The sequence below is a fragment of the Stenotrophomonas sp. YJH_SMC_79 genome (genome assembly GCF_059367995.1).
Map to the genome: position 1 here is coordinate 71628 of NZ_JCAFRK010000002.1, position 18300 is coordinate 89927.

Here is an 18300-nt window from a genome sequence, read left to right on the forward strand (position 1 = left end):
CCTTTCCGCAAGGAAAGGGCTCCAGCGCCGCGCGGATGCGGCGGTCACCATTGCGCTGCACCGGCCCCACCGCATAGACTTTCACCTCCAATGCGGGCGTAGCTCAATGGTAGAGCTGTAGCTTCCCAAGCTACTGACGTGGGTTCGATTCCCATCGCCCGCTCCATGTTTCCAGCGGTCTGCGCCAGGCAGACGCTCCGCGATATCCGAACCCCGCTTTTCCGCGCATGGATCCCGGTCGAGATGGTCGGTGAATGCCAGGGCTGGACGTTCGCTTCGCAAACACCCCTTGGCCGGATCGGCCGTGTCCTAACGCGCGCTGGCGCGGGGCCTGCATGACAGGAATTCCCCTGCTGCAGCCGCAGCTGCTGTGGCCTCCTCGGCTTGGTCGGGTCGCAGGGTTCAGTTGATGCTTGGCTTCGGAATGCTAAAAGATCGTTAGCTGTTGACGCCCATCATCCATTGCCCGGAGCGTGAATGATCGCTGCACTTGTGCCCATCAGGCGATGCTTTGATTTTTCCGGACGATCCGACCGGAGGGAGTTCTGGTCGTATTCGCTGCTTGCCGGGTTCGTGATGGCGGTGAGCTACAGCGTGATGGATCGCGGTTACTGGCTGGTCGGCTACCTGTCGTTCGATTGGGAAACGTCCGAGATCCTGTGGAAGCTGGGATGGGTCATGACCGTCTGCGCTGTCATCGTCTTCCTGCCTCCGATGCTGGCCCTGACCGTGCGGAGATTGCACGATATCGACGAGTCAGGCTGGTACACCGTGATCGCGTTCATTCCGTTGGGGGTGTTCGTCCTCTTTCCGGTCATGCTGCTTCCCGGGAGCGAGGAAGAGAATCGATTCGGTGCAGTTCCGGGGATGCAGGATGATTGAACCGGCATCGGCCGCAATCGATCAGAGCGGCCATGCAGACGTGGACGGTTCGCAGCTGCGCCCCTCTCATCCGCATGCCGGTTGATCGAAGCGCCGTCCGGCGCTACACCCAGTGGGTGCCGTTCCTGGCCTTGATCGCCGTCTGCGTGGCCTGGTGGTCACCTTTGGGCGTGATTGTCGGCCTTGCCGTGTGCCTTGCGCTGGGGGGCGCGCTGCAGCGAATCGATCTGGTCGGCGATGCCGTGGGCGGTTCACGCCTGCGCTCGCGATCGATGACGCCCTTTGCCGACCGGCCGCCCGCACATGATGTGCTGTTGGATTGGGGCGAGCTGGGCATGGGCGGGCCGGCGTACAGCACGCAGATGCTGCGCGATGGGGCCATCGTCGAAGGCGTATCCACCGGCGGCAGCCGTGATGCCAGCGGTGAATGGCAGGACCTTCCGGGAGGCGCGCTGCGCCTGGCCAGCGGATACGTTGATCGATGCGAAGCGGTGCTCGTCTACGACGAGCGCCGCAAGGCGGTGCACGTGCTTGCGGCTGCTCCCAGCCTGTTCCGGCAGCAGCTGAGCGAGCGCCGGCAGTCCGAGGGGGACGCCGGGGCGGAGTCGTGGCTGCGCAGCCAGTCCGGCGGCGTGACCCAGCTGCATCCCTGCCGCGGCCTATGGCTGGAGCACGGACATCCGGCGCTGGCCGCCGGAGTGCCGCAGGAGCTGAGGTACCTCCTGCCTGATGCCCGGGTCCTGCGCGCGGTCCCACTGCTTCCCGATGATCTGCGCGTGACCGCGCATCCGGCCCTGTTCGCGTGCATCTGCCCGTACTCCCTTTACCTTGACGAGGCCTGCAGTGGTCGCCACGTCTGTGATCTGGAGACGGTGATCGCGAGTCCGTCGGGACGCTGCGTGGTGGTGGCCGGCAGTGTGCTTGATGAAAACCTGCGACCCATCGAGGGCGTGTGGCTTGCCTGCTGGCAGGGGCGCTGGCAGGCCTTTGCCCGTCATGCCATGGGAGGCTTCGGCAAGGCCCGGAGCGTGGCCTGGATCAATGTGATCGACGTTGACGATGACGGCACACTCCAGTGCGAAGCCTACGAGGAGCGCTGGGAGTTCGATGCCGTGCATCGGTACCCCACGCCCCACACAGCCTTGGAGTTGCCCGTGGAATGGCGTGAAACCGGGTTGGCGCTGCGCGCCCGTGATGGGCGTTTCAGGCTGCGCCTTCCCTCGCGCTGATCAGGCCTCGACGGTGCGCGCGCTCGTTTCCCGCAGCGACAGCGCATATTCCTCGGTGAACAGCCCCGACAACGCCTGGCGCTGCTCCGCATCGATCTCGCGCGAGGCGTTGGTCGTGTAGTCGAAATGCACCATCACGCAGTGCCCGCTGGCCACCAGGGCCTCGAACTGGAACGCCTGCTGCACGATCGACAGCGACGAGCGGCCGATGCTCTCGATCCGGGTCTCGATGCGCACTTCGTGCCCCGCCTGTATCTGCCGCAGGAAGTCGATCTCGTAGCGGCGCAGGATCAGCGCCAGATCGCGCATGCTGGCCTCGCGGCTGAAATGCCGGAAGATCTCCTGGCGACCTTCCTCGAACCAGACGGGCAGGGCGGTGTTGGTGACGTGGCCGAGTACATCCACTTCGGAGAAGCGCGGAAGGATCGTCAGTGGCATGGAGTCTCCGGGGCATGGCGGGTGGAGTCTCCGGCGACGGCGCTGCCATCGCCGGAGACGGTACGGCGGCCAGCGGCTGTCAGTCAGAGTAGAAGCCGTTGCCGAGGGTGCCGGGCAGGCCGGGTTCCGGCCATGGCATCAGCGATGTGCAGGCGTCATACAGCGTGCAGAAATCCTGCCGCAGTTGCGCAGGCACCCAGCTGCCGTAGGAAACGTCGGTCGAGTCGCCCTGGCACGCGTAAGAGACATCGATCCAGCGGGTATTGGCATGAGAGGCAACGCCCTGGTGCTGGGTCCTGCCGGTGCAGTAGCGCAGGCCCTGGCCGATCAGGGTGTTGTTGGCATCGAAGTAGAGCCGGGAGACTGCATGGGTCGGCGCAGCCTGCACATCTGCGGCGCCTCCCACCAGGCCAAACAGCAACAACAGCGGAATTCCCATTCGCATCTGTGGTTCTCCTTGGTTTGCATGGGCCGGCAGTGTCCTGTCCTGTAGCCGGCAGGGCATCTTCGCACAGCCCTGCCAGGCACGCAGAATCGCCTGCCCGCGCGGCATCATCCACCCGCCACACGCCCGCGCTATGCTGCGCGCCTGCCGCCCGATCCTGCCGCGATGAAGCTCGCCATCCTGTCCCGCAACAGTTCCCTGTATTCCACCCGCCGGCTGGTCGAGGCGGCACGCGCGCGCGGCCATACTGTGCGCATCCTCGACCCGCTGCGCTGCTACATGCGCATTGCCGCCGATGGCTTTTCGATGCACTACAAGGGCCGGCCGATGACCGGCGTGGACATGGTCATCCCGCGCATCGGTGCCTCGATCACCCGCTACGGCACCGCCGTGCTGCGGCAGTTCGAGCTGATGGGCGCGCGCACGCCCAATCCCTCCGACGCGATCCTGCGTTCGCGCGACAAGCTGCGCGCGCACCAGCTGCTGGCGGCCAAGGGCATCGACATGCCGGTCACCGTGTTCGGCGACAACCCCGACGACACCGTCGACCTGCTGTCCATGCTCGGTCCGCCCCCGCACGTGGTGAAGCTCAACGAAGGCACCCAGGGCCGCGGCGTGATCCTCACCGAGAAGGCCAGCGCCTCGCGCGGCATTGTCGAGGCCCTGCGCGGGTTGTACGCCAACTTCCTGATGCAGGAGTTCATCGGCGAAGCCAAGGGAGCCGATCTGCGCTGCTTCGTGGTCGGTGATCAGGTGGTGGCCTCGATGCAGCGACAGGCGCCGGAAGGGGACTTCCGCTCCAACCTGCATGCCGGTGGCACCGCCGTGGCCGCCAAGGCCAGCCGCGCCGAGCAGCAGGTCGCTGTGCGTTCGGCCAGGGCGCTGGGCCTTTCGGTGTGCGGGGTGGACCTGATCCGCTCCGCACGTGGCCCGCTGGTGCTGGAGGTCAACTCCACGCCGGGGCTGGAAGGGATCGAGGCCGCCTGCGGGGTGGACGTGGCCACGCGCATCATCGAACACGTCGAGAAGCTTAAAAAGCCCTGAGTATTCAATGATTTGAAATTCTCATGGACGGATGAGGCGGGCTTTAACAAGCCTTTAATCGGCCCGCGCGTAGGCTTCAGCGAACCGCAGCTCTGCCTCTCAGCAGGATCGGTATCGGGATACAACTTCAGACCCAGGCGGGGGCACCGCCTGGGTATTTTTTATGCCTGCCCGGTGTCCCTTGTGGAGGCAGCGTGACGGCCGTAGAGTGGCCCCCATCGTTCCTGGATGGATCGGAGGCTGGCGATGTACCGCATCACGATGATCGCGTTGTTGCTGGGCCTGGCCGGATCTGCTGCGGCCAAGCCGGAGACATCCGTTGTGCAGATGGACCGGCAGTCGCCGGTGGCCGAGCAGGTGCGCCAGGTCGAAAAGGCCCTGGATGATGGCGATTACAGCGAGATTTCCGCTGATGACCGCAGCGAGGTACGCCAGGCACTGGCCCGGATCACCGCGCGGATGGGCGCCCACCAGAGCCTGCAGGAACTGCCACCGCAGGTGCAGGGGGAGGTCTTCAACGACCAGGAGCGCATCAATACCCTGCTCACCCGCGCCCACGAGGACAGCCGGCAGATCTGCCAGCACACGCGCAGCACCGGCAGCAACATGCCCAAAAGCCGCTGCCTGACGGTGGCCGAGCGCCGCCGGATCGAGGAAAAGGGCAAGGCGCTGTTGAACGACCAGCGCACCTTCAACAACTTCAACCCTGCCAGCTCGCGGTAGAGCTTCCGCGGCCCCGACCATTGGCACTTGCTGGCGTGAAGGTGGTGCGAATAGAGTCGGGATTCGCCACAGACAAGGATTTGTTTGCCATGAAACAGGCTTTGATGTCGGCCGTCCTGTTGTCAGGACTCGCCCTGGTCAGTACCGCATCGGCATCCCGGGGCAAGGAGGTGTTCGTGCCCGGTCAGCCGCTGCAGCAGCAGATCGCGCGTATCGAGGTGGAGCTCAAGGACGGCGAAACCTATTCGGAACTCAAGCAGGACGAGCGCACCCGCGTCAACGACGCCCTGGCACGCATGCGGGCAGCGGTGGAGCAGTACCCGGCGCGCGATTCCATGCCTGAACCGGTGCAAACCCAGGTCTTCAACGATCAGCAGGTCGTGAACACGGTTTTGACACAGGCGCGTGAAGATAGTCGTCTAATATGCCAACGTGAAAAGCCCATCGGTTCCAATCGGACCACGACGCAGTGCATGACCGTCGCCGAGCGTGCTCGGCAGAAGGAACGGGCACAGCAGGACATGAGGCAGGTCATGCGCGCCGGCAGTACAGTCAATTAGAGGTGACAGTGAGAATCCTGGTAATCGAAGACAACAGCGACATTGCGGCCAACCTGGGCGACTATCTGGAGGACCGGGGGCATACGGTGGACTTCGCGGCTGACGGGGTCACCGGCCTGCATCTGGCCGTGGTGCACGAGTTCGACGCGATCGTGCTGGATCTCAACCTGCCAGGCATGGACGGCATCGAAGTCTGCCGCAAGCTGCGCAATGAAGCGCGCAAGCAGACCCCGGTGCTGATGCTGACGGCCCGCGATTCGCTGGACAACAAGCTGGCCGGCTTCGATTCCGGTGCCGATGACTACCTGATCAAGCCGTTCGCGCTGCAGGAAGTGGAAGTGCGTCTGAACGCCCTGTCGCGCCGCGGCAAGGGCGTGCAGACCCGCGTGCTGGAAACAGGGGATCTGGAGTACAACCTGGACACGCTGGAAGTGCGCCGCCAGGGCAAGCTGCTGCAGCTCAACCCGACCGCACTGAAGATCCTGCAGGCGCTGATGGAAGCGGCGCCGGCGGTGGTGACCCGCCAGGAACTGGAAACCCGCGTGTGGGGCGAGGAACTGCCCGACTCGGATTCGCTGCGCGTGCATATCCATGGCCTGCGTGCGGTGGTCGACAAGCCGTTTGAAGTGCCGCTGATCCAGACCCGCCATGGCATCGGATACCGCATCGCCACCCCGGAAGCCTGATTCCGTGGCAGCCAAGGGGGAGCGCCGGCGCACGCCATACAGGCGGCGCCTGCGCAGCCGCATCATCGTCTCGTTCGTGTTGTTGGGCTTCTGCCTGACAACACTGTTCGCGTTCGCCACCAACTGGGCCCGCCTGCGCGTGGAAAACCAGCTGGTGGAAGAGCTGATGAACCGCAACATCGACGAGTACGCGCGGCGCTACTACGAACACCCGGGCCACAACCCGGACGCGCCGGTGCTGCAGATCCGTGCGTATGCCTATTCCAAGGACAAGTTCGACCGGGTGCGCGAAGAACGCGCGCAGTGGGCGGGCTTCTCCGATGGCATCCACAGCGTCAGCGGCGACGAACACGGCGAACCCTATTCCTACAAGCTGGCCGTGCGGAAGACGCCCGACGCCTGGTTCTTCCTCGCCTATGACATGACCGACAGCGTGCGCGGTGGCAAGCAGCTCAACCGCGCGCTGGTGTTGTCGGTGCTGGTGTTCAGCGTGCTGTCGCTGGTGCTGGGCTGGTGGTCGGCATCGAAGGTGATGAAGCCGGTGTCGGACCTGGCCGCGCGGCTGCGTGCGTACCGTGGCGGTACCAGTGATCCCGAGCCCTTGGCGCCGCGCTTTCCCGATGACGAGGTGGGGCAGCTGGCACAGGCGCTGGACGACTATTCCTCGCGGCTGACCGAAGTGGTGCAGCGCGACCGAGAGTTCAATGCAGACGTCAGCCATGAACTGCGCACGCCGCTGGCGGTGATCCGCGGTGCCACCGAGCTGCTGCTGACCCGGCCCGGCCTGGACGAGAAGGTGCTGCAGCGCCTGCAGCGCATCCAGCGTGCCGAGCAGCAGTGCAGCGACCTGATCGGTGCGCTGCTGCTGCTGTCGCGCAACGAGCGAGGGCAGGGCACCAGCAACGTGGCCCGCGTGGCCGAGCAGCTGCTGGATGCGCACCGCGCGCAGCTGGGCGGCAAGCCGCTGGAGCTGCTGCTGGAAGGCGAGCGCAACCTGGTGATCGATGCGCCCGAGGCGGCGCTGTCGGTGGCGTTGGGCAACCTGATCGGCAACGCGGTGAAGTACTCGCAGGATGGCGAAGTGCGCGTCTTCGTGGGCACCAATTCGGTGTCGGTAACCGACAGCGGCCCGGGCCTGAGCGAGGAAGATGCGGCCAAGCTGTTCCAGCGCGGCTACCGCGGCACCCATGCCGGCCATTCGCAGGGTGGCGGCATCGGCCTGTCGATCGTCAGCCGTCTGTGCGACCTGTACGGCTGGCAGGTGAGCGTGCGCCCCGGTGGCGAGCGCGGCGTGATCGCCACCCTGACGTTTTCGCCGAAACCCCTGTAAGCGAAGCCGAGCCGAGCATGGGCCCGGCTACGTAGATCCACGCCATGCGTGGATGCGTTTCGGTGGCGCCGGCCGCGAGCCGGCAACCAGGCCTCAACCCCGGGCCAACCCCAGATACCGCGCATGCAGCTGTTCCACCTGCACCTGCAGGTCCTCCGGCTGCCCATCATTGACCACCACGTCATCGGCCAGTGCCAGCCGCTGCGCACGACTGGCCTGCGCAGCAATCATCTGGTCGGCCAGCGCGGCGTCGATGCCATCGCGCTGCATCAGCCGGGCGTGCTGCACGGCTTCCGGCGCATCCACCAGCAGTACCCGGTCCAGCCAGGGGTATGCCTTTCGGCCACCGACCTCGGTCAGCAGCGGAATGGCGGCAATCGCATAAGGGCTTTCAGCCTGCTCGCACTGCTGTTGCATCAGCAGACGGATGGCCGGGTGGGTGATGGCTTCCAGCGCCGTCCGCTCGGCCGGGTCGGCAAAGACGTGGGCGCGCAGGCGACCCCGGTCCAGGCTGCCATCGGCCAGCAGCATGCCGGCGCCGAAGCGCTCGGCGATGCGGGCCAGGGCCGGGCTGCCGGCGGCGACCACGGCCCGGGCGGCCAGGTCGGCGTCGGCCACCACGATGCCCAGCGCCTCGAAGCGCCGGGTCACCTCACTCTTGCCGGCGGCGATGCCGCCGGTCAGGCCAACCACGTAGCGGCTCATGGGGACTCCCCTCAGCGCAGCCCGCTCATCACCATGTACTGCTCCACCAGCGGCGCACCCCACATGAAGTACAGCCAGCCGGCAATGGCCAGGTAGGGGCCGAACGGAATCGGCGTGGCGCGGTCACGGCCCCGGCTGTACAGCCAGATCGAGCCGATGATGGCGCCCAGCACCGAGGACAGCAGGATGATCGGCAGGATGCCCTTCAGGCCACACCAGGCGCCCAGTGCCGCCAGCAGCTTGAAATCGCCGTGGCCCATGCCTTCCTTGCCGGTCAGCTGCTTGAACAGCCACCAGACCGTCCACAGCGACAGGTAGCCCACCGCTGCGCCCACCAGGGCGGGCTTGGCCGGCATGTAGAGGTTGTCGATGCTGCCTATCAGCCCCAGCCACATCAGTGGCAGGGTGAGCTGGTCGGGCAGCAGCTGGGTGCGCAGGTCGATGCCGGACAGCGCGATCAGGAAGCAGGTCAGCACGATGGCGCCGAAACCCTGCCAGCCGAAGCCGAACTGCCAGACGCAGGCCACCACCAGCAGCGAGGTCAGCGCCTCCACCAGCGGGTACTGCAGCGAGATCGGCGCCTTGCAGTGGCGGCACTTGCCGCCCTGGATGATCCAGCTGAACAGCGGGATGTTCTCGTACCAGCTCAGCTTGTGCTTGCAGTGCGGGCAGTGCGACGGCTCGACCACGATCCCCGGTGGGGGCGGCTCATAGAAGTCCGGTTCCTCCAGGACTTCGCGCGCATCGCGCTTCCACTGCCATTCCAGCCGCTTGGGCAGGCGCAGGATGACGACGTTCAGGAAACTGCCCAGCAGCAGTCCGAAGGCGGCCGCGGCGGGGTAGCCGAGGCCAGGATGCTGGTCGAGAAAAGCCATGTATGTGTTATCCGACGACGGCGCCGAGTTTGAAGATGGGAAGGTACATGGCAATCACCATGCCGCCCACAATGGTACCAATGAACACCATGATCATCGGTTCCAGCAGGCTGCTCAGGGCATCCACCGAATTGTTGACCTCCTGCTCATAGTACTCGGCCACCTTGAACAGCATGGCATCCAGCGCGCCGGCCTCTTCGCCGATGCCGGTCATCTGGATGACCATGTGCGGGAACAGGTTGGTCTGCTTCATCGACATGTTCACCGGGTAACCCACCGAGACGTCGTCGCGCATGCGCAGCACCGCTTCTTCGTACACGGTATTGCCGGTGGCACCGGCCACGATGCCCAGCGCCTCCACCAGCGGCACGCCGGCCTTGAAGGTCACCGCGGTGGTGCGCGAGAAGCGGGCGATGGCGCTGTTGTGCATGATCTGCCCGATCACCGGCACCTTCAGCACGAACCGGTCCATCGCGTGCTGCATCTTCGGCGAGCGCTTGTAGGACATAACCAGGCCGACCGCCGTACCGATCGCGACCAGCAGCATCAGCCACCACCACGACACCATGAATCTCGAGAGGTTCACCACCATCTGGGTGAAGGCGGGCAGCTCGGCACCGAAGCTCTTGAACACGTCCTCGAACTGCGGCACCACGAACACCAGCATGATGCCGCTGACCAGCATGGCCACCACCACCACCATGATCGGGTAGAACAGCGCCTTCTTGATCTTGCCCTTCAGCGCTTCGATGTTTTCCTTGTAGGTGGCCACCGTGTCCAGCACGGTTTCCAGCACGCCGGCGCCTTCACCGGCCCGTACCAGGTTGCGGTACAGCTCGTCGAACTGCACCGGGTGCTTGCTGATGGCCTCATGCATCGAAGAGCCGCCTTCGATGTCGGTGCGGATGGTGTCCACCAGCTTCTTCATCCGCGGGTTCTTGTGCCCGCTGGCGATGATGTCCAGCGACGACACGATCGGCACGCCGGATTTCATCATCGTGGCCATCTGCCGGCTGAAGAAGGCGATGTCCTTGGGCTTGATCGGGCTGCCGGCGGCGCCGAACAGCGGCTTCGACTTGGGCTTGACCTGGCCCGGGTTGATGCCCTGGCGGCGCAGCTCGGCGCGCAGCAGGTTGGCGTTCTTGGCCAGCTGCTCGCCTTTCATCTTCACGCCCCGCTTGTCGGTCCCCTCCCAGACAAACGGCTGCAGTTCCATGGTGGCGCGCGCCACCGGCTCTTTCTTGATCGCACTGCGACTGACAGACATGTTGGCTCCCCAAGACCCGCCATCCCCAGGCGGGTAACTAGCCATTGATGGTAGCGGGTTCAAGGCCGGATGGGCAGTTGGCAGGCGGCCCAGCGTGCGATTTCGTGCCGGGTGCCGACCAAAGGTGACGCACTGCGTCACATTGCCGCGTCCATCGCAGATTCGGATGCAGGGGGTTCCCATCCGCGAAATTGCTGCCATCATGGGCGCGGGGAAATCCAGGGGGAGGCGTGCCGGGGTTGGCACGCAACCTGCGTTGATCCACCCGCAGGGCGCGGGGCCCGCTCAACCGGCGCTGGCCGGTCCGATCCCGTGCACTGAACTCAACCACCACTATCTTGGGGATGTACCAATGAAGAACCAGAAGGGCTTCACCCTTATCGAACTGATGATCGTCGTCGCGATCATCGCCATCCTGGCCGCCATCGCGCTGCCGGCCTACCAGGACTACACCTCGAAGTCGAAGGTCACCGCTGCGCTGGCCGACCTGGCTGCGCACAAGACCCAGTTCGAGATGGAAGTCAGCAATGGCAAGACCCCGTCTCTGGTCACTGCTGGTTTCCAGGCTGCCAATACCGGCAACTGCTCGGCCATTGAAGTCGATGACACCGGCATGACCTGCACCATCCGTGATCCGGGCCGTATCGGCGACGCTTCCAAGCTGCAGCTGGCCTATGCTGAGCCGACCGTTGACGACAAGGGCACCATCACCAAGGCTGGCGGCTTCTCCTGCAAGGTTACCGACGTCAAGCCGAAGTTCGTGCCGGCTGGTTGCAGCTGATCGTACTGACTGGTGAATGACGAGGGCTTGAGTTCCTCGTGATTTCGCAGAACTACACAAGGCCCGCTTCAGCGGGCCTTGTGCTGACCGGGACATGAAAGTCGGTCAGCACGCAGCAATGGGGATTGCTGGATCAAACAGGGGGAGTCATGAACACACAGAAGGGCTTCACGCTCATCGAACTGATGATCGTGGTGGCCATCATCGCCATCCTGGCAGCAATCGGGATAGTCGTATTTCAGCCATACATGGTCCGAGCGCAGCTCACTGCTGCACTGGCAGACATCAGTCCGGGCAAGATGCTGTTTGAAACGGTCATCTATGAGGGCCGTTCGGCCAGTCTGATCACCCCCGAGTTCATCGGCGGCGCCCAGAACGCCCACTGCTCCAACGTGGAAGCCGAACTCAGCGAATCCGGCGTCGGCCACATCAGCTGCACCCTGAAGGGCCACAGCGCGCTGGAAGGCAAGGACCTGATCCTGCGCCGCTCGGCCGAGGGCATCTGGAGCTGCGATGGCAGCGCGTTCGAAGCGCGCTATCGCCCGACCGGCTGCTGATCACACTTCAGCGCGTCAATGGGATGCTGGCCGCCCCTTGACGGGGCTATCATCCCCGGGGGAGTCAGGATCGTGCCTGCCGGGCCGGGAGTGCCGGGCAAGGCAGTGTTGCTCATGGATTGGCGATGCCGGTGGCCGTTGGGTCGCGGCGGGTTCTGCTGCCCCGTGCGGTGTCCGTGCAAGGCGTACGGCATGGCATGACCCCATGAGCCAAGGATTCATATGAACGCTGTCACCACCGCCAATCTTGTCGGCATCACCGGCCTGGCCCGTCGCCTGGTGCAGGACGGGGCCCTGGACGAGGCCACCGCCCGCGACGCCATGGCCAAGGCCGCGGCCGCCCGCCAGCCACTGCCTACGTGGTTCGCGCAGAACAAGCTGGTCAATGCCTCGCAGCTGGCCGCCGCCAACGCGGTCGAGTTCGGCATGCCGCTGTTCGACGTGTCCACCTTCGACGCCGGCCAGAACGCGATGAGCCTGGTCAGCGAGGAGCTGCTGCGCAAGCACAACGTGCTGCCGCTGTTCAAGCGCGGTGGCAAGCTGTTCGTCGGCACCAGCAACCCGACCCACTCGCTGGACGAGATCAAGTTCCACACCAACCTGGTGGTCGAGCCGATCCTGGTCGACGAGGACCAGATCCGCCGTACGCTGGAACATTGGCACGCCAGCCATGACACCCTCGGCGACGCCCTGGGCGGCGATGACGATGGCATGGGCAACCTGGACGTGGCGGCCGGCGACGAGGATCTCGGCGCCACCGGCAGCGATTCCGGCATCGATGCCAAGGGTGACGACACCCCGGTGGTGAAGTTCGTCAACAAGGTGCTGGTCGACGCGATCCGCAAGGGCGCCTCGGACATCCACTTCGAGCCCTACGAAGACGATTACCGCGTGCGCCTGCGCATCGATGGCCTGCTGAAGATGGTCGCGCGCGCACCGGTGAAGTTGAACCAGCGCATCGCCGCCCGCCTGAAGGTGATGGCACAGCTGGACATCGCCGAGAAGCGCGTGCCGCAGGACGGCCGCATCAAGCTCAACCTGTCCAAGACCAAGCAGATCGACTTCCGCGTCAGCACGCTGCCGACCCTGTTCGGCGAGAAGGTGGTGCTGCGTATCCTCGATGGCAGCGCGGCCAAGCTGGGCATCGACAAGCTGGGCTACGAGCCGGACCAGCAGAAGCTGTTCCTGGATGCCATCCACAAGCCCTACGGCATGGTGCTGGTGACCGGCCCGACCGGATCGGGCAAGACCGTGTCGCTGTATACCGCGCTGGGCATCCTCAACGACGAGACGCGCAACATCTCCACCGCCGAAGACCCGGTGGAAATCCGCCTGCCCGGCGTCAACCAGGTACAGCAGAACAACAAGCGCGGCATGACCTTCGCCGCGGCGCTGCGCTCGTTCCTGCGACAGGACCCGGACATCATCATGGTCGGCGAAATCCGCGACCTGGAAACGGCGGAGATCGCGATCAAGGCCGCGCAGACCGGCCACATGGTGCTGTCCACGCTGCATACCAACGACGCCCCGCAGACGATCGCGCGCCTGATGAACATGGGCATTGCGCCTTACAACATCACCAGCTCGGTGACGCTGGTGATCGCCCAGCGCCTGGCACGCCGCCTGTGCGGCAACTGCAAGCGTCCGTCCAGCCTGCCCGAACATGCGCTGCTGGCCGAAGGCTTCACCCAGGCGCAGCTGGATGCGGGCATCGAGTTGTACGAGGCCGTGGGCTGCGATGAATGCACCGAGGGCTACAAGGGCCGGACCGGCGTCTACCAGGTCATGCCGATGACCGATGAGATCGCCACCATCGTGCTGGCCGGTGGCAATGCGCTGCAGATTGCCGAGGCGGCGCAGCAGATCGGGGTGAATGACCTGCGCCAGTCGGCATTGAAGAAGGCCGCGGCGGGCATCACCAGCCTGGCCGAGATCAACCGCGTCACCAAGGATTGAGGTAGATCCACGCCATGCATGGATGCCGCGATGCATGAGGTTGCCGTCCAGCGGCCGGCACTTCCACGTTGGTGGGTAGATCCACGCCATGCGTGGATGGCGCGATGCATGAGGTTGCCGGCCAGCGGCCGGCACTACCACGGTGGTGGGTAGATCCACGCCATGCGTGGATGGCGCGGCGGCGCAACGCCAACCAGGGTTGGCGCCTACCAGGGCAGTTCGGCCCTTACTCCATCCCCAGCTTCTTCAGCTTGTAGCGCAGCGCACGGAAGGTGATGCCCAGCTGCGCGGCGGTACGGGTCTTGTTCCAGCGGTTCTCTTCCAGCGCACGCTGGATGGCGCTGCGCTCGAGCTGCTCGATGTAGGAGGGCAGGGCAGCGCTGCCCGGCTGCAGGTCGGCCACCGCTTCGGCGGGCGCGGCACTGCCGGGTGCACGCGGCGCGTGCTGCGGCAGGCGCAGGTCATCGGCGCCGATGCAGTCTTCCTCGGCCAGGGCCAGCGCACGCTCCAGGATGTTTTCCAGCTCGCGCACATTGCCCGGGAACGCATACTGCGCCAGTGCGTCCAGCGCCGACGGCGCCAGCAGCGGGGTGGCGCGGCCGTGGCTGCGGGCCAATCGGGCCAGCACGGCCGCGGCCAGTTCGGGCAGGTCCTGGCGGCGCTCGCGCAGCGGCGGCACCTTCAGTTCGATCACGTTGATGCGGTAGTACAGGTCGTGGCGGAAGCGCCCGTCCTCGACCAGCTCGGCCAGATCCTTGTGGGTGGCCGAGAGAATGCGGACATCCACCGGCTCCTCGTTGGCCGCGCCCACCGCGCGCACCGACTTTTCCTGGATCGCGCGCAGCAGCTTCACCTGCATCTGCAGTGGCAGTTCAGCCACTTCGTCCAGGAACAGGGTGCCGCCATGCGCAGCCTGGAACAGGCCGGGCTTGTCGGCGTGCGCGCCGCTGAAACTGCCCTTGCGATGGCCGAAGAATTCGCTCTCCATCAGCTCGCCGGGAATGGCGCCGCAGTTGACCGGCACGAACGGGCCGGCCGCGCGCGCGCCCTGGGCATGGATGGTGCGTGCGACCAGCTCCTTGCCGACGCCCGACTCGCCGAGGATGTAGACCGGCGCCTGGCTGCGCGCGACCTTGCCGATGGTGGTGCGCAGCACATCCATGGCCTGTGAGTGGCCAAGCAGGCGCCCGCCCTGTTCGGCGTTGGGGCCCGGTGCCGGGCGCTCGGCGTTGTTGAGTTCCAGCGCGTGCTTGACCAGTCCGCGCAGCACCGAGATGTCCACCGGCTTGCTGACGAAATCGAACGCGCCGGCCTTCAGCGCCTCCACGGCGAGATCCATGCTGCCGAATGCGGTGATCATCGCGACCGGCGTGCGCGGGTAGTGCTGGGCGATCTCGCTGACCAGCTCGATACCGTTGCCATCCGGCAGGCGCATGTCGGTGATGCACAGGTCGTACGGATTGCTGGCCAGCAGCTCACGTGCCTCGGCCAGGTTGGCGGCGGTACTGATGCGCAGCCCCATGCGGCCGAGGGTCAGCACCAGCAGTTCGCGGATGTCGCGTTCGTCGTCGACGACGAGGGCGCTGCGGGTTTCATTCATGGGCGTGAAAGATAAACGAGGGGGCTGGAAGCGACAAATGTTTGACGCACAGAATGGGAATCAGCTGGGCAGCAGCGTATGTGGACCGGGCAGCACCAGGCGGAAGCAGGAGCCACCGGCGGGTACCGCGATGTAGTCCAGGCGGGCCTGGTTGGCCCTGCACAGCTCGCGCGCGATGTACAGGCCCAGTCCGGTGCCATGCTCGGACGTGGTGAAGAAGGGCCGGAACAGCTGCGCCGCCACGCTCTCGGGGATACCCGGGCCGCGGTCCATCACATCGATCACCGCGCTGCGTTCGTGCTGGGCCACGCGCAACCGCACCCGTGCCGGTTGCTGGCCGATGCGGCCGTACTTCAGCGCGTTGTGCACCAGCACGGTCAGCACCTGGTAGAGATGCTTGGTGTCGACCTGGGCCATCACCGAAGTGTCGCTGATGATCGGTTCGATGCTGTCGGTCTCCAGGGTCTGGCCCTGCTTGTACTCCAGCACGAAGCGGCGCACGAAGGCGACCAGGTCCACGTTCTCGGGCGTGGCACGCTCGCGCCGGGCCAGGCCCAGCACGCTTTCGACGATCCCGTTGGTGCGCTGGCACTGCTGGCGGATGATCTGCAGCAGGCGGCGGTCGCTCTCGTTGAAGCCGGTACCTTCCTCGAGCAGCTGCACCGCATAGTTGATCGCCGCCAGCGGGTTGCGGATCTCGTGGGCGAGGCTGGCCGAGAAGCGGCCCATGGCAGAAAGGGTGAGCGATTCGGCGCGGCGCGAGACCACGCTGGAATCGTCCAGGAACACCAGGGCCAGCTCGCTGCCGGCCAGCAGGCGGGCGAAGCGCGGCTGCACTTCCGGCTGGTCGGGGTTGAGCTGCAGCGGCAGTTCGTCCTGTGCCCAGCCGTTGCGCCAGCGCTGCAGCCGGCGCGCCAGTTCCGGTGCGGCGCTGGCCAGGTCCAGGCGTCCACTTTCGCCGTTGCCGTCGTTGTCGCCCAGCAGCATCGAGGCGGCTTCGTTGGCCAGGGTGATGCGGTTGTCGGCATCCACCACCAGCACGCCGGTGCGCATGCGGCGGATGATCAGTTCGTTGATCTGGAACAGGTTGGCCACTTCGTCGCCACGCTGGTTGGCCAGTTGCTGGTTGCGGCGGGCGCGGTTGCCTACCTGGTAGCTGATGAAGGCCAGTGCCAGGTAGCTGGTGGCGAACATCGCCAGTTCGGCCAGGGTGCGGGTAGGGTCGCCGCCTTCCAGCAGCTTCCAGGTGTACTCGACGCCGGTGGCCAGGCTGGCGGCCAGCGCCAGGCCCAGCCCCAGGCTGAGCGGCAGCAGGGTGGCGGCGGCGGCGATGTTGAACAGCAGCGACATCGAGATGCCGGCACTGGCGCCGGGCAGGGCGTGCGACAGCAGGGTGGCGGCCACGATATCCACCAGCACGCCGCTGACTACGATCGGACGCAGCCAGCGTTCGTTGCGGCCGAGTGCCAGGGCCAGCAGCGACAGGGCCAGGTAGATGACTGCAACGACGTCGGCCAGCCGCGGGTGATGGGCTTCGCCGACCATGGCCGACAAGGGGCTGTAGAGCAGGGCGGCAATGACCGTAGCGATCAGCACCCGGTACAGCGCGAAGAAATACAGTTCACGCCGCGGAATCGATTCGATGCGGTCGATCAATGAAGCACTGGGTGACACGCCGGAACTCCCCTTCTGGCTGCCTGGGTCTGGATTCTGCGGCGGGCCTGGCCGGCACCCCCTGAAGCCGGGCCGGCACGTCGCGTTTGCGAAGGGCAGTATAGGGCCCCCGGCCGGGTGCCGCCGAAGTGACCCGGATCGCGCATTTGGCCCGGTGCGGACACCGGTGGCCAGCCCCGGCCCGGGCGCAACTGCCTGAATGGCGGTGGAAATCTGCCCACGCCTGGCGTTTTGTACAGACTTCTTTGCGCCCCGGCGCTGGCTCGGCCACAATAGTGGGCCCGCCGCGGTCCATGCCGGCGCCCCGCCGGGGCCCTGAGGAATTGCGTGCGGTCGTTCCTATTCCCACGGTGACGCATGAATTTCCACGAATACCAGTCAAAACAACTGCTTGCCGAGTACGGCATCCCGGTCCCGGCCGGCAAGGTCGCTGCGACCCCGGACGAAGCGGTTGCCGCTGCCAACTCCCTGGGCCAGGGCCCCTGGATGGTCAAGGCGCAGATCCACGCTGGCGGCCGCGGCAAGGCTGGCGGCGTCAAGTTCTGCAAGACCACCGACGACGTGAAGGCCGCTGCGGCCAAGATGCTCGGCACCAAGATGGCCACCTACCAGACCGCAGGCGTTGAACTGCCGGTCAACCTGGTGCTGGTGACCACCGCCGGCGAGATCGTCAAGGAACTGTACCTGTCGGTGCTGGTCGACCGTGGCACCAAGACCATCACCTACATCGCCTCTTCGGAAGGCGGCGTGGAGATCGAGCAGGTCGCTGCTGAAACCCCGGAGCTGATCCACTCGCTGAACGTCGACTTCGTCGAAGGCGTGCAGGGTTACCACGGCCGTGATTTCGGCTTCAAGCTGGGCCTGACCGCCAAGCAGGCCGGCCAGTTCGCCAGCATCATGGTGAACCTGTACCGCCTGTTCAACGAAAAGGACCTGGCGCTGGTTGAAATCAACCCGCTGGCCATCCTGGACGACGGCAACCTGTACGCGCTGGACGGCAAGTTCGACAGCGACGACAACGCCGCGTTCCGCCAGAAGGCCCTGGTCGCCATGCGCGACAAGACCCAGGAAGATCCGACCGAAGTGATCGCTTCGGAGCTGGACATCAACTACGTCACCATGGACGGCAACATCGGCTGCATGGTGAACGGCGCCGGCCTGGCCATGGCCACCATGGACGTCATCAAGCTCAACGGCGGCGAGCCGGCGAACTTCCTGGACGTGGGCGGCGGTGCGAACAAGCAGCGCGTCATCGAAGCCTTCAAGCTGATCCTGTCCTCGGACAAGGTCGAAGGCATCTTCGTCAACATCTTCGGCGGCATCGTCCGCTGCGACATGATTGCCGAAGGCATCATCGCCGCCGTGAAGGAAGTGGGCGTCAAGGTTCCGGTCGTGGTGCGCCTGGAAGGCACCAACGTGGAAGAAGGCAAGCAGCTGCTGCGTGACAGCGGCATGGCCATCATCCCGGCTGACAACATCAACGATGGCGCCAAGAAGATCGTTGAAGCTGTCAAGAACGCCGCCTGATACCGACACCAAGGAATTCCA

The 18300-nt window shown here is 65.5% G+C and carries 18 protein-coding genes and 1 tRNA gene; 12 read left to right on the plus strand and 7 right to left on the minus strand.

Annotated features, from left to right (window positions below):
* Positions 1 to 92: 92 nt before the first annotated feature.
* The 3 genes from AC5P57_RS07185 to AC5P57_RS07195 all read left to right on the plus strand — a co-directional run bounded on the left by AC5P57_RS07185 (position 93) and on the right by AC5P57_RS07195 (position 2111).
* Positions 93 to 166, plus strand: a tRNA-Gly gene (locus tag AC5P57_RS07185).
* Between the two features lie 311 nt (positions 167 to 477).
* Complete coding sequence (locus AC5P57_RS07190; RefSeq protein ID WP_099553753.1) at positions 478 to 882, plus strand: DUF805 domain-containing protein; 405 nt, start codon at positions 478 to 480, stop codon at positions 880 to 882.
* A gap of 32 nt (positions 883 to 914) precedes the next feature.
* On the plus strand, positions 915 to 2111 hold the full coding sequence (locus AC5P57_RS07195; protein WP_262234630.1) for a hypothetical protein: 1197 nt from the start codon (positions 915 to 917) through the stop codon (positions 2109 to 2111).
* On the opposite strand, the gene AC5P57_RS07200 is transcribed toward AC5P57_RS07195, so the two are convergent.
* Together AC5P57_RS07200 and AC5P57_RS07205 are read right to left on the minus strand one after the other, a co-directional pair.
* Positions 2112 to 2549, minus strand: coding sequence for an acyl-CoA thioesterase (locus tag AC5P57_RS07200; RefSeq protein ID WP_262234631.1), 438 nt, complete (start codon positions 2547 to 2549; stop codon positions 2112 to 2114).
* 79 nt (positions 2550 to 2628) lie between these two features.
* The gene (locus AC5P57_RS07205) at positions 2629 to 2994 is read right to left on the minus strand and encodes a hypothetical protein (RefSeq protein ID WP_239506832.1); all 366 of its coding nucleotides are present in this window, start codon (positions 2992 to 2994) and stop codon (positions 2629 to 2631) included.
* A 165-nt stretch (positions 2995 to 3159) separates the two neighbouring features.
* Here AC5P57_RS07205 and rimK point away from each other — a divergent pair, with 165 nt between their 5' ends.
* The 5 genes from rimK to AC5P57_RS07230 all read left to right on the plus strand — a co-directional run bounded on the left by rimK (position 3160) and on the right by AC5P57_RS07230 (position 7337).
* Positions 3160 to 4038, plus strand: a complete 879-nt coding sequence (gene rimK, locus AC5P57_RS07210) for a 30S ribosomal protein S6--L-glutamate ligase (RefSeq protein ID WP_049404361.1) — start codon at positions 3160 to 3162, stop codon at positions 4036 to 4038.
* Positions 4039 to 4284: 246 nt separating this feature from the next.
* Positions 4285 to 4761, plus strand: coding sequence for a hypothetical protein (locus AC5P57_RS07215; RefSeq protein ID WP_142806628.1), 477 nt, complete (start codon positions 4285 to 4287; stop codon positions 4759 to 4761).
* Positions 4762 to 4850: 89 nt separating this feature from the next.
* Entirely contained in the window at positions 4851 to 5321 is a 471-nt protein-coding gene (locus AC5P57_RS07220) for a hypothetical protein (RefSeq protein ID WP_099553743.1), read from the plus strand.
* A gap of 8 nt (positions 5322 to 5329) precedes the next feature.
* Positions 5330 to 6007, plus strand: a complete 678-nt coding sequence (locus AC5P57_RS07225; RefSeq protein WP_005410804.1) for a response regulator transcription factor — start codon at positions 5330 to 5332, stop codon at positions 6005 to 6007.
* A complete protein-coding gene (locus tag AC5P57_RS07230; RefSeq protein ID WP_099553741.1) occupies positions 5970 to 7337 on the plus strand; it encodes a sensor histidine kinase in 1368 nt (455 codons plus the stop codon). Before AC5P57_RS07225 ends, AC5P57_RS07230 begins: the two co-directional genes overlap by 38 nt.
* Before the next feature lie 93 nt (positions 7338 to 7430).
* Here AC5P57_RS07230 and coaE read toward each other — a convergent pair whose 3' ends face one another.
* The 3 genes from coaE to AC5P57_RS07245 are packed head-to-tail and all read right to left on the minus strand — an operon-like array spanning position 7431 to position 10184.
* Positions 7431 to 8042 carry a dephospho-CoA kinase gene (gene coaE / locus AC5P57_RS07235; protein WP_099553739.1) on the minus strand — a complete coding sequence of 204 codons (612 nt, stop codon included), beginning with the start codon at positions 8040 to 8042 and terminating at the stop codon, positions 7431 to 7433.
* An 11-nt stretch (positions 8043 to 8053) separates the two neighbouring features.
* Positions 8054 to 8917 carry a prepilin peptidase gene (locus AC5P57_RS07240; RefSeq protein ID WP_005410800.1) on the minus strand — a complete coding sequence of 288 codons (864 nt, stop codon included), beginning with the start codon at positions 8915 to 8917 and terminating at the stop codon, positions 8054 to 8056.
* Positions 8918 to 8924: 7 nt separating this feature from the next.
* Positions 8925 to 10184, minus strand: coding sequence for a type II secretion system F family protein (locus tag AC5P57_RS07245; protein ID WP_099553737.1), 1260 nt, complete (start codon positions 10182 to 10184; stop codon positions 8925 to 8927).
* Positions 10185 to 10536: 352 nt separating this feature from the next.
* On the opposite strand from AC5P57_RS07245, the gene AC5P57_RS07250 reads away from it, so the two are divergent.
* From AC5P57_RS07250 to pilB, 3 genes are all read left to right on the plus strand, one after another.
* Entirely contained in the window at positions 10537 to 10965 is a 429-nt protein-coding gene (locus tag AC5P57_RS07250; protein WP_262234632.1) for a pilin, read from the plus strand.
* Between the two features lie 149 nt (positions 10966 to 11114).
* Positions 11115 to 11522: a pilin gene (locus AC5P57_RS07255; protein WP_262234633.1), complete on the plus strand. Its 408-nt coding sequence runs from the start codon at positions 11115 to 11117 to the stop codon at positions 11520 to 11522.
* Between the two features lie 222 nt (positions 11523 to 11744).
* Complete coding sequence (pilB, locus tag AC5P57_RS07260; RefSeq protein ID WP_495219520.1) at positions 11745 to 13478, plus strand: type IV-A pilus assembly ATPase PilB; 1734 nt, start codon at positions 11745 to 11747, stop codon at positions 13476 to 13478.
* Between the two features lie 226 nt (positions 13479 to 13704).
* On the opposite strand, the gene AC5P57_RS07265 is transcribed toward pilB, so the two are convergent.
* A complete protein-coding gene (locus AC5P57_RS07265; RefSeq protein ID WP_262234634.1) occupies positions 13705 to 15078 on the minus strand; it encodes a sigma-54-dependent transcriptional regulator in 1374 nt (457 codons plus the stop codon).
* 60 nt (positions 15079 to 15138) lie between these two features.
* A complete protein-coding gene (locus AC5P57_RS07270; protein WP_099553729.1) occupies positions 15139 to 16752 on the minus strand; it encodes a sensor histidine kinase in 1614 nt (537 codons plus the stop codon).
* A 357-nt stretch (positions 16753 to 17109) separates the two neighbouring features.
* On the opposite strand from AC5P57_RS07270, the gene sucC reads away from it, so the two are divergent.
* Complete coding sequence (gene sucC, locus AC5P57_RS07275; protein WP_004154430.1) at positions 17110 to 18279, plus strand: ADP-forming succinate--CoA ligase subunit beta; 1170 nt, start codon at positions 17110 to 17112, stop codon at positions 18277 to 18279.
* The last annotated feature ends 21 nt before the right edge of the window (positions 18280 to 18300 follow it).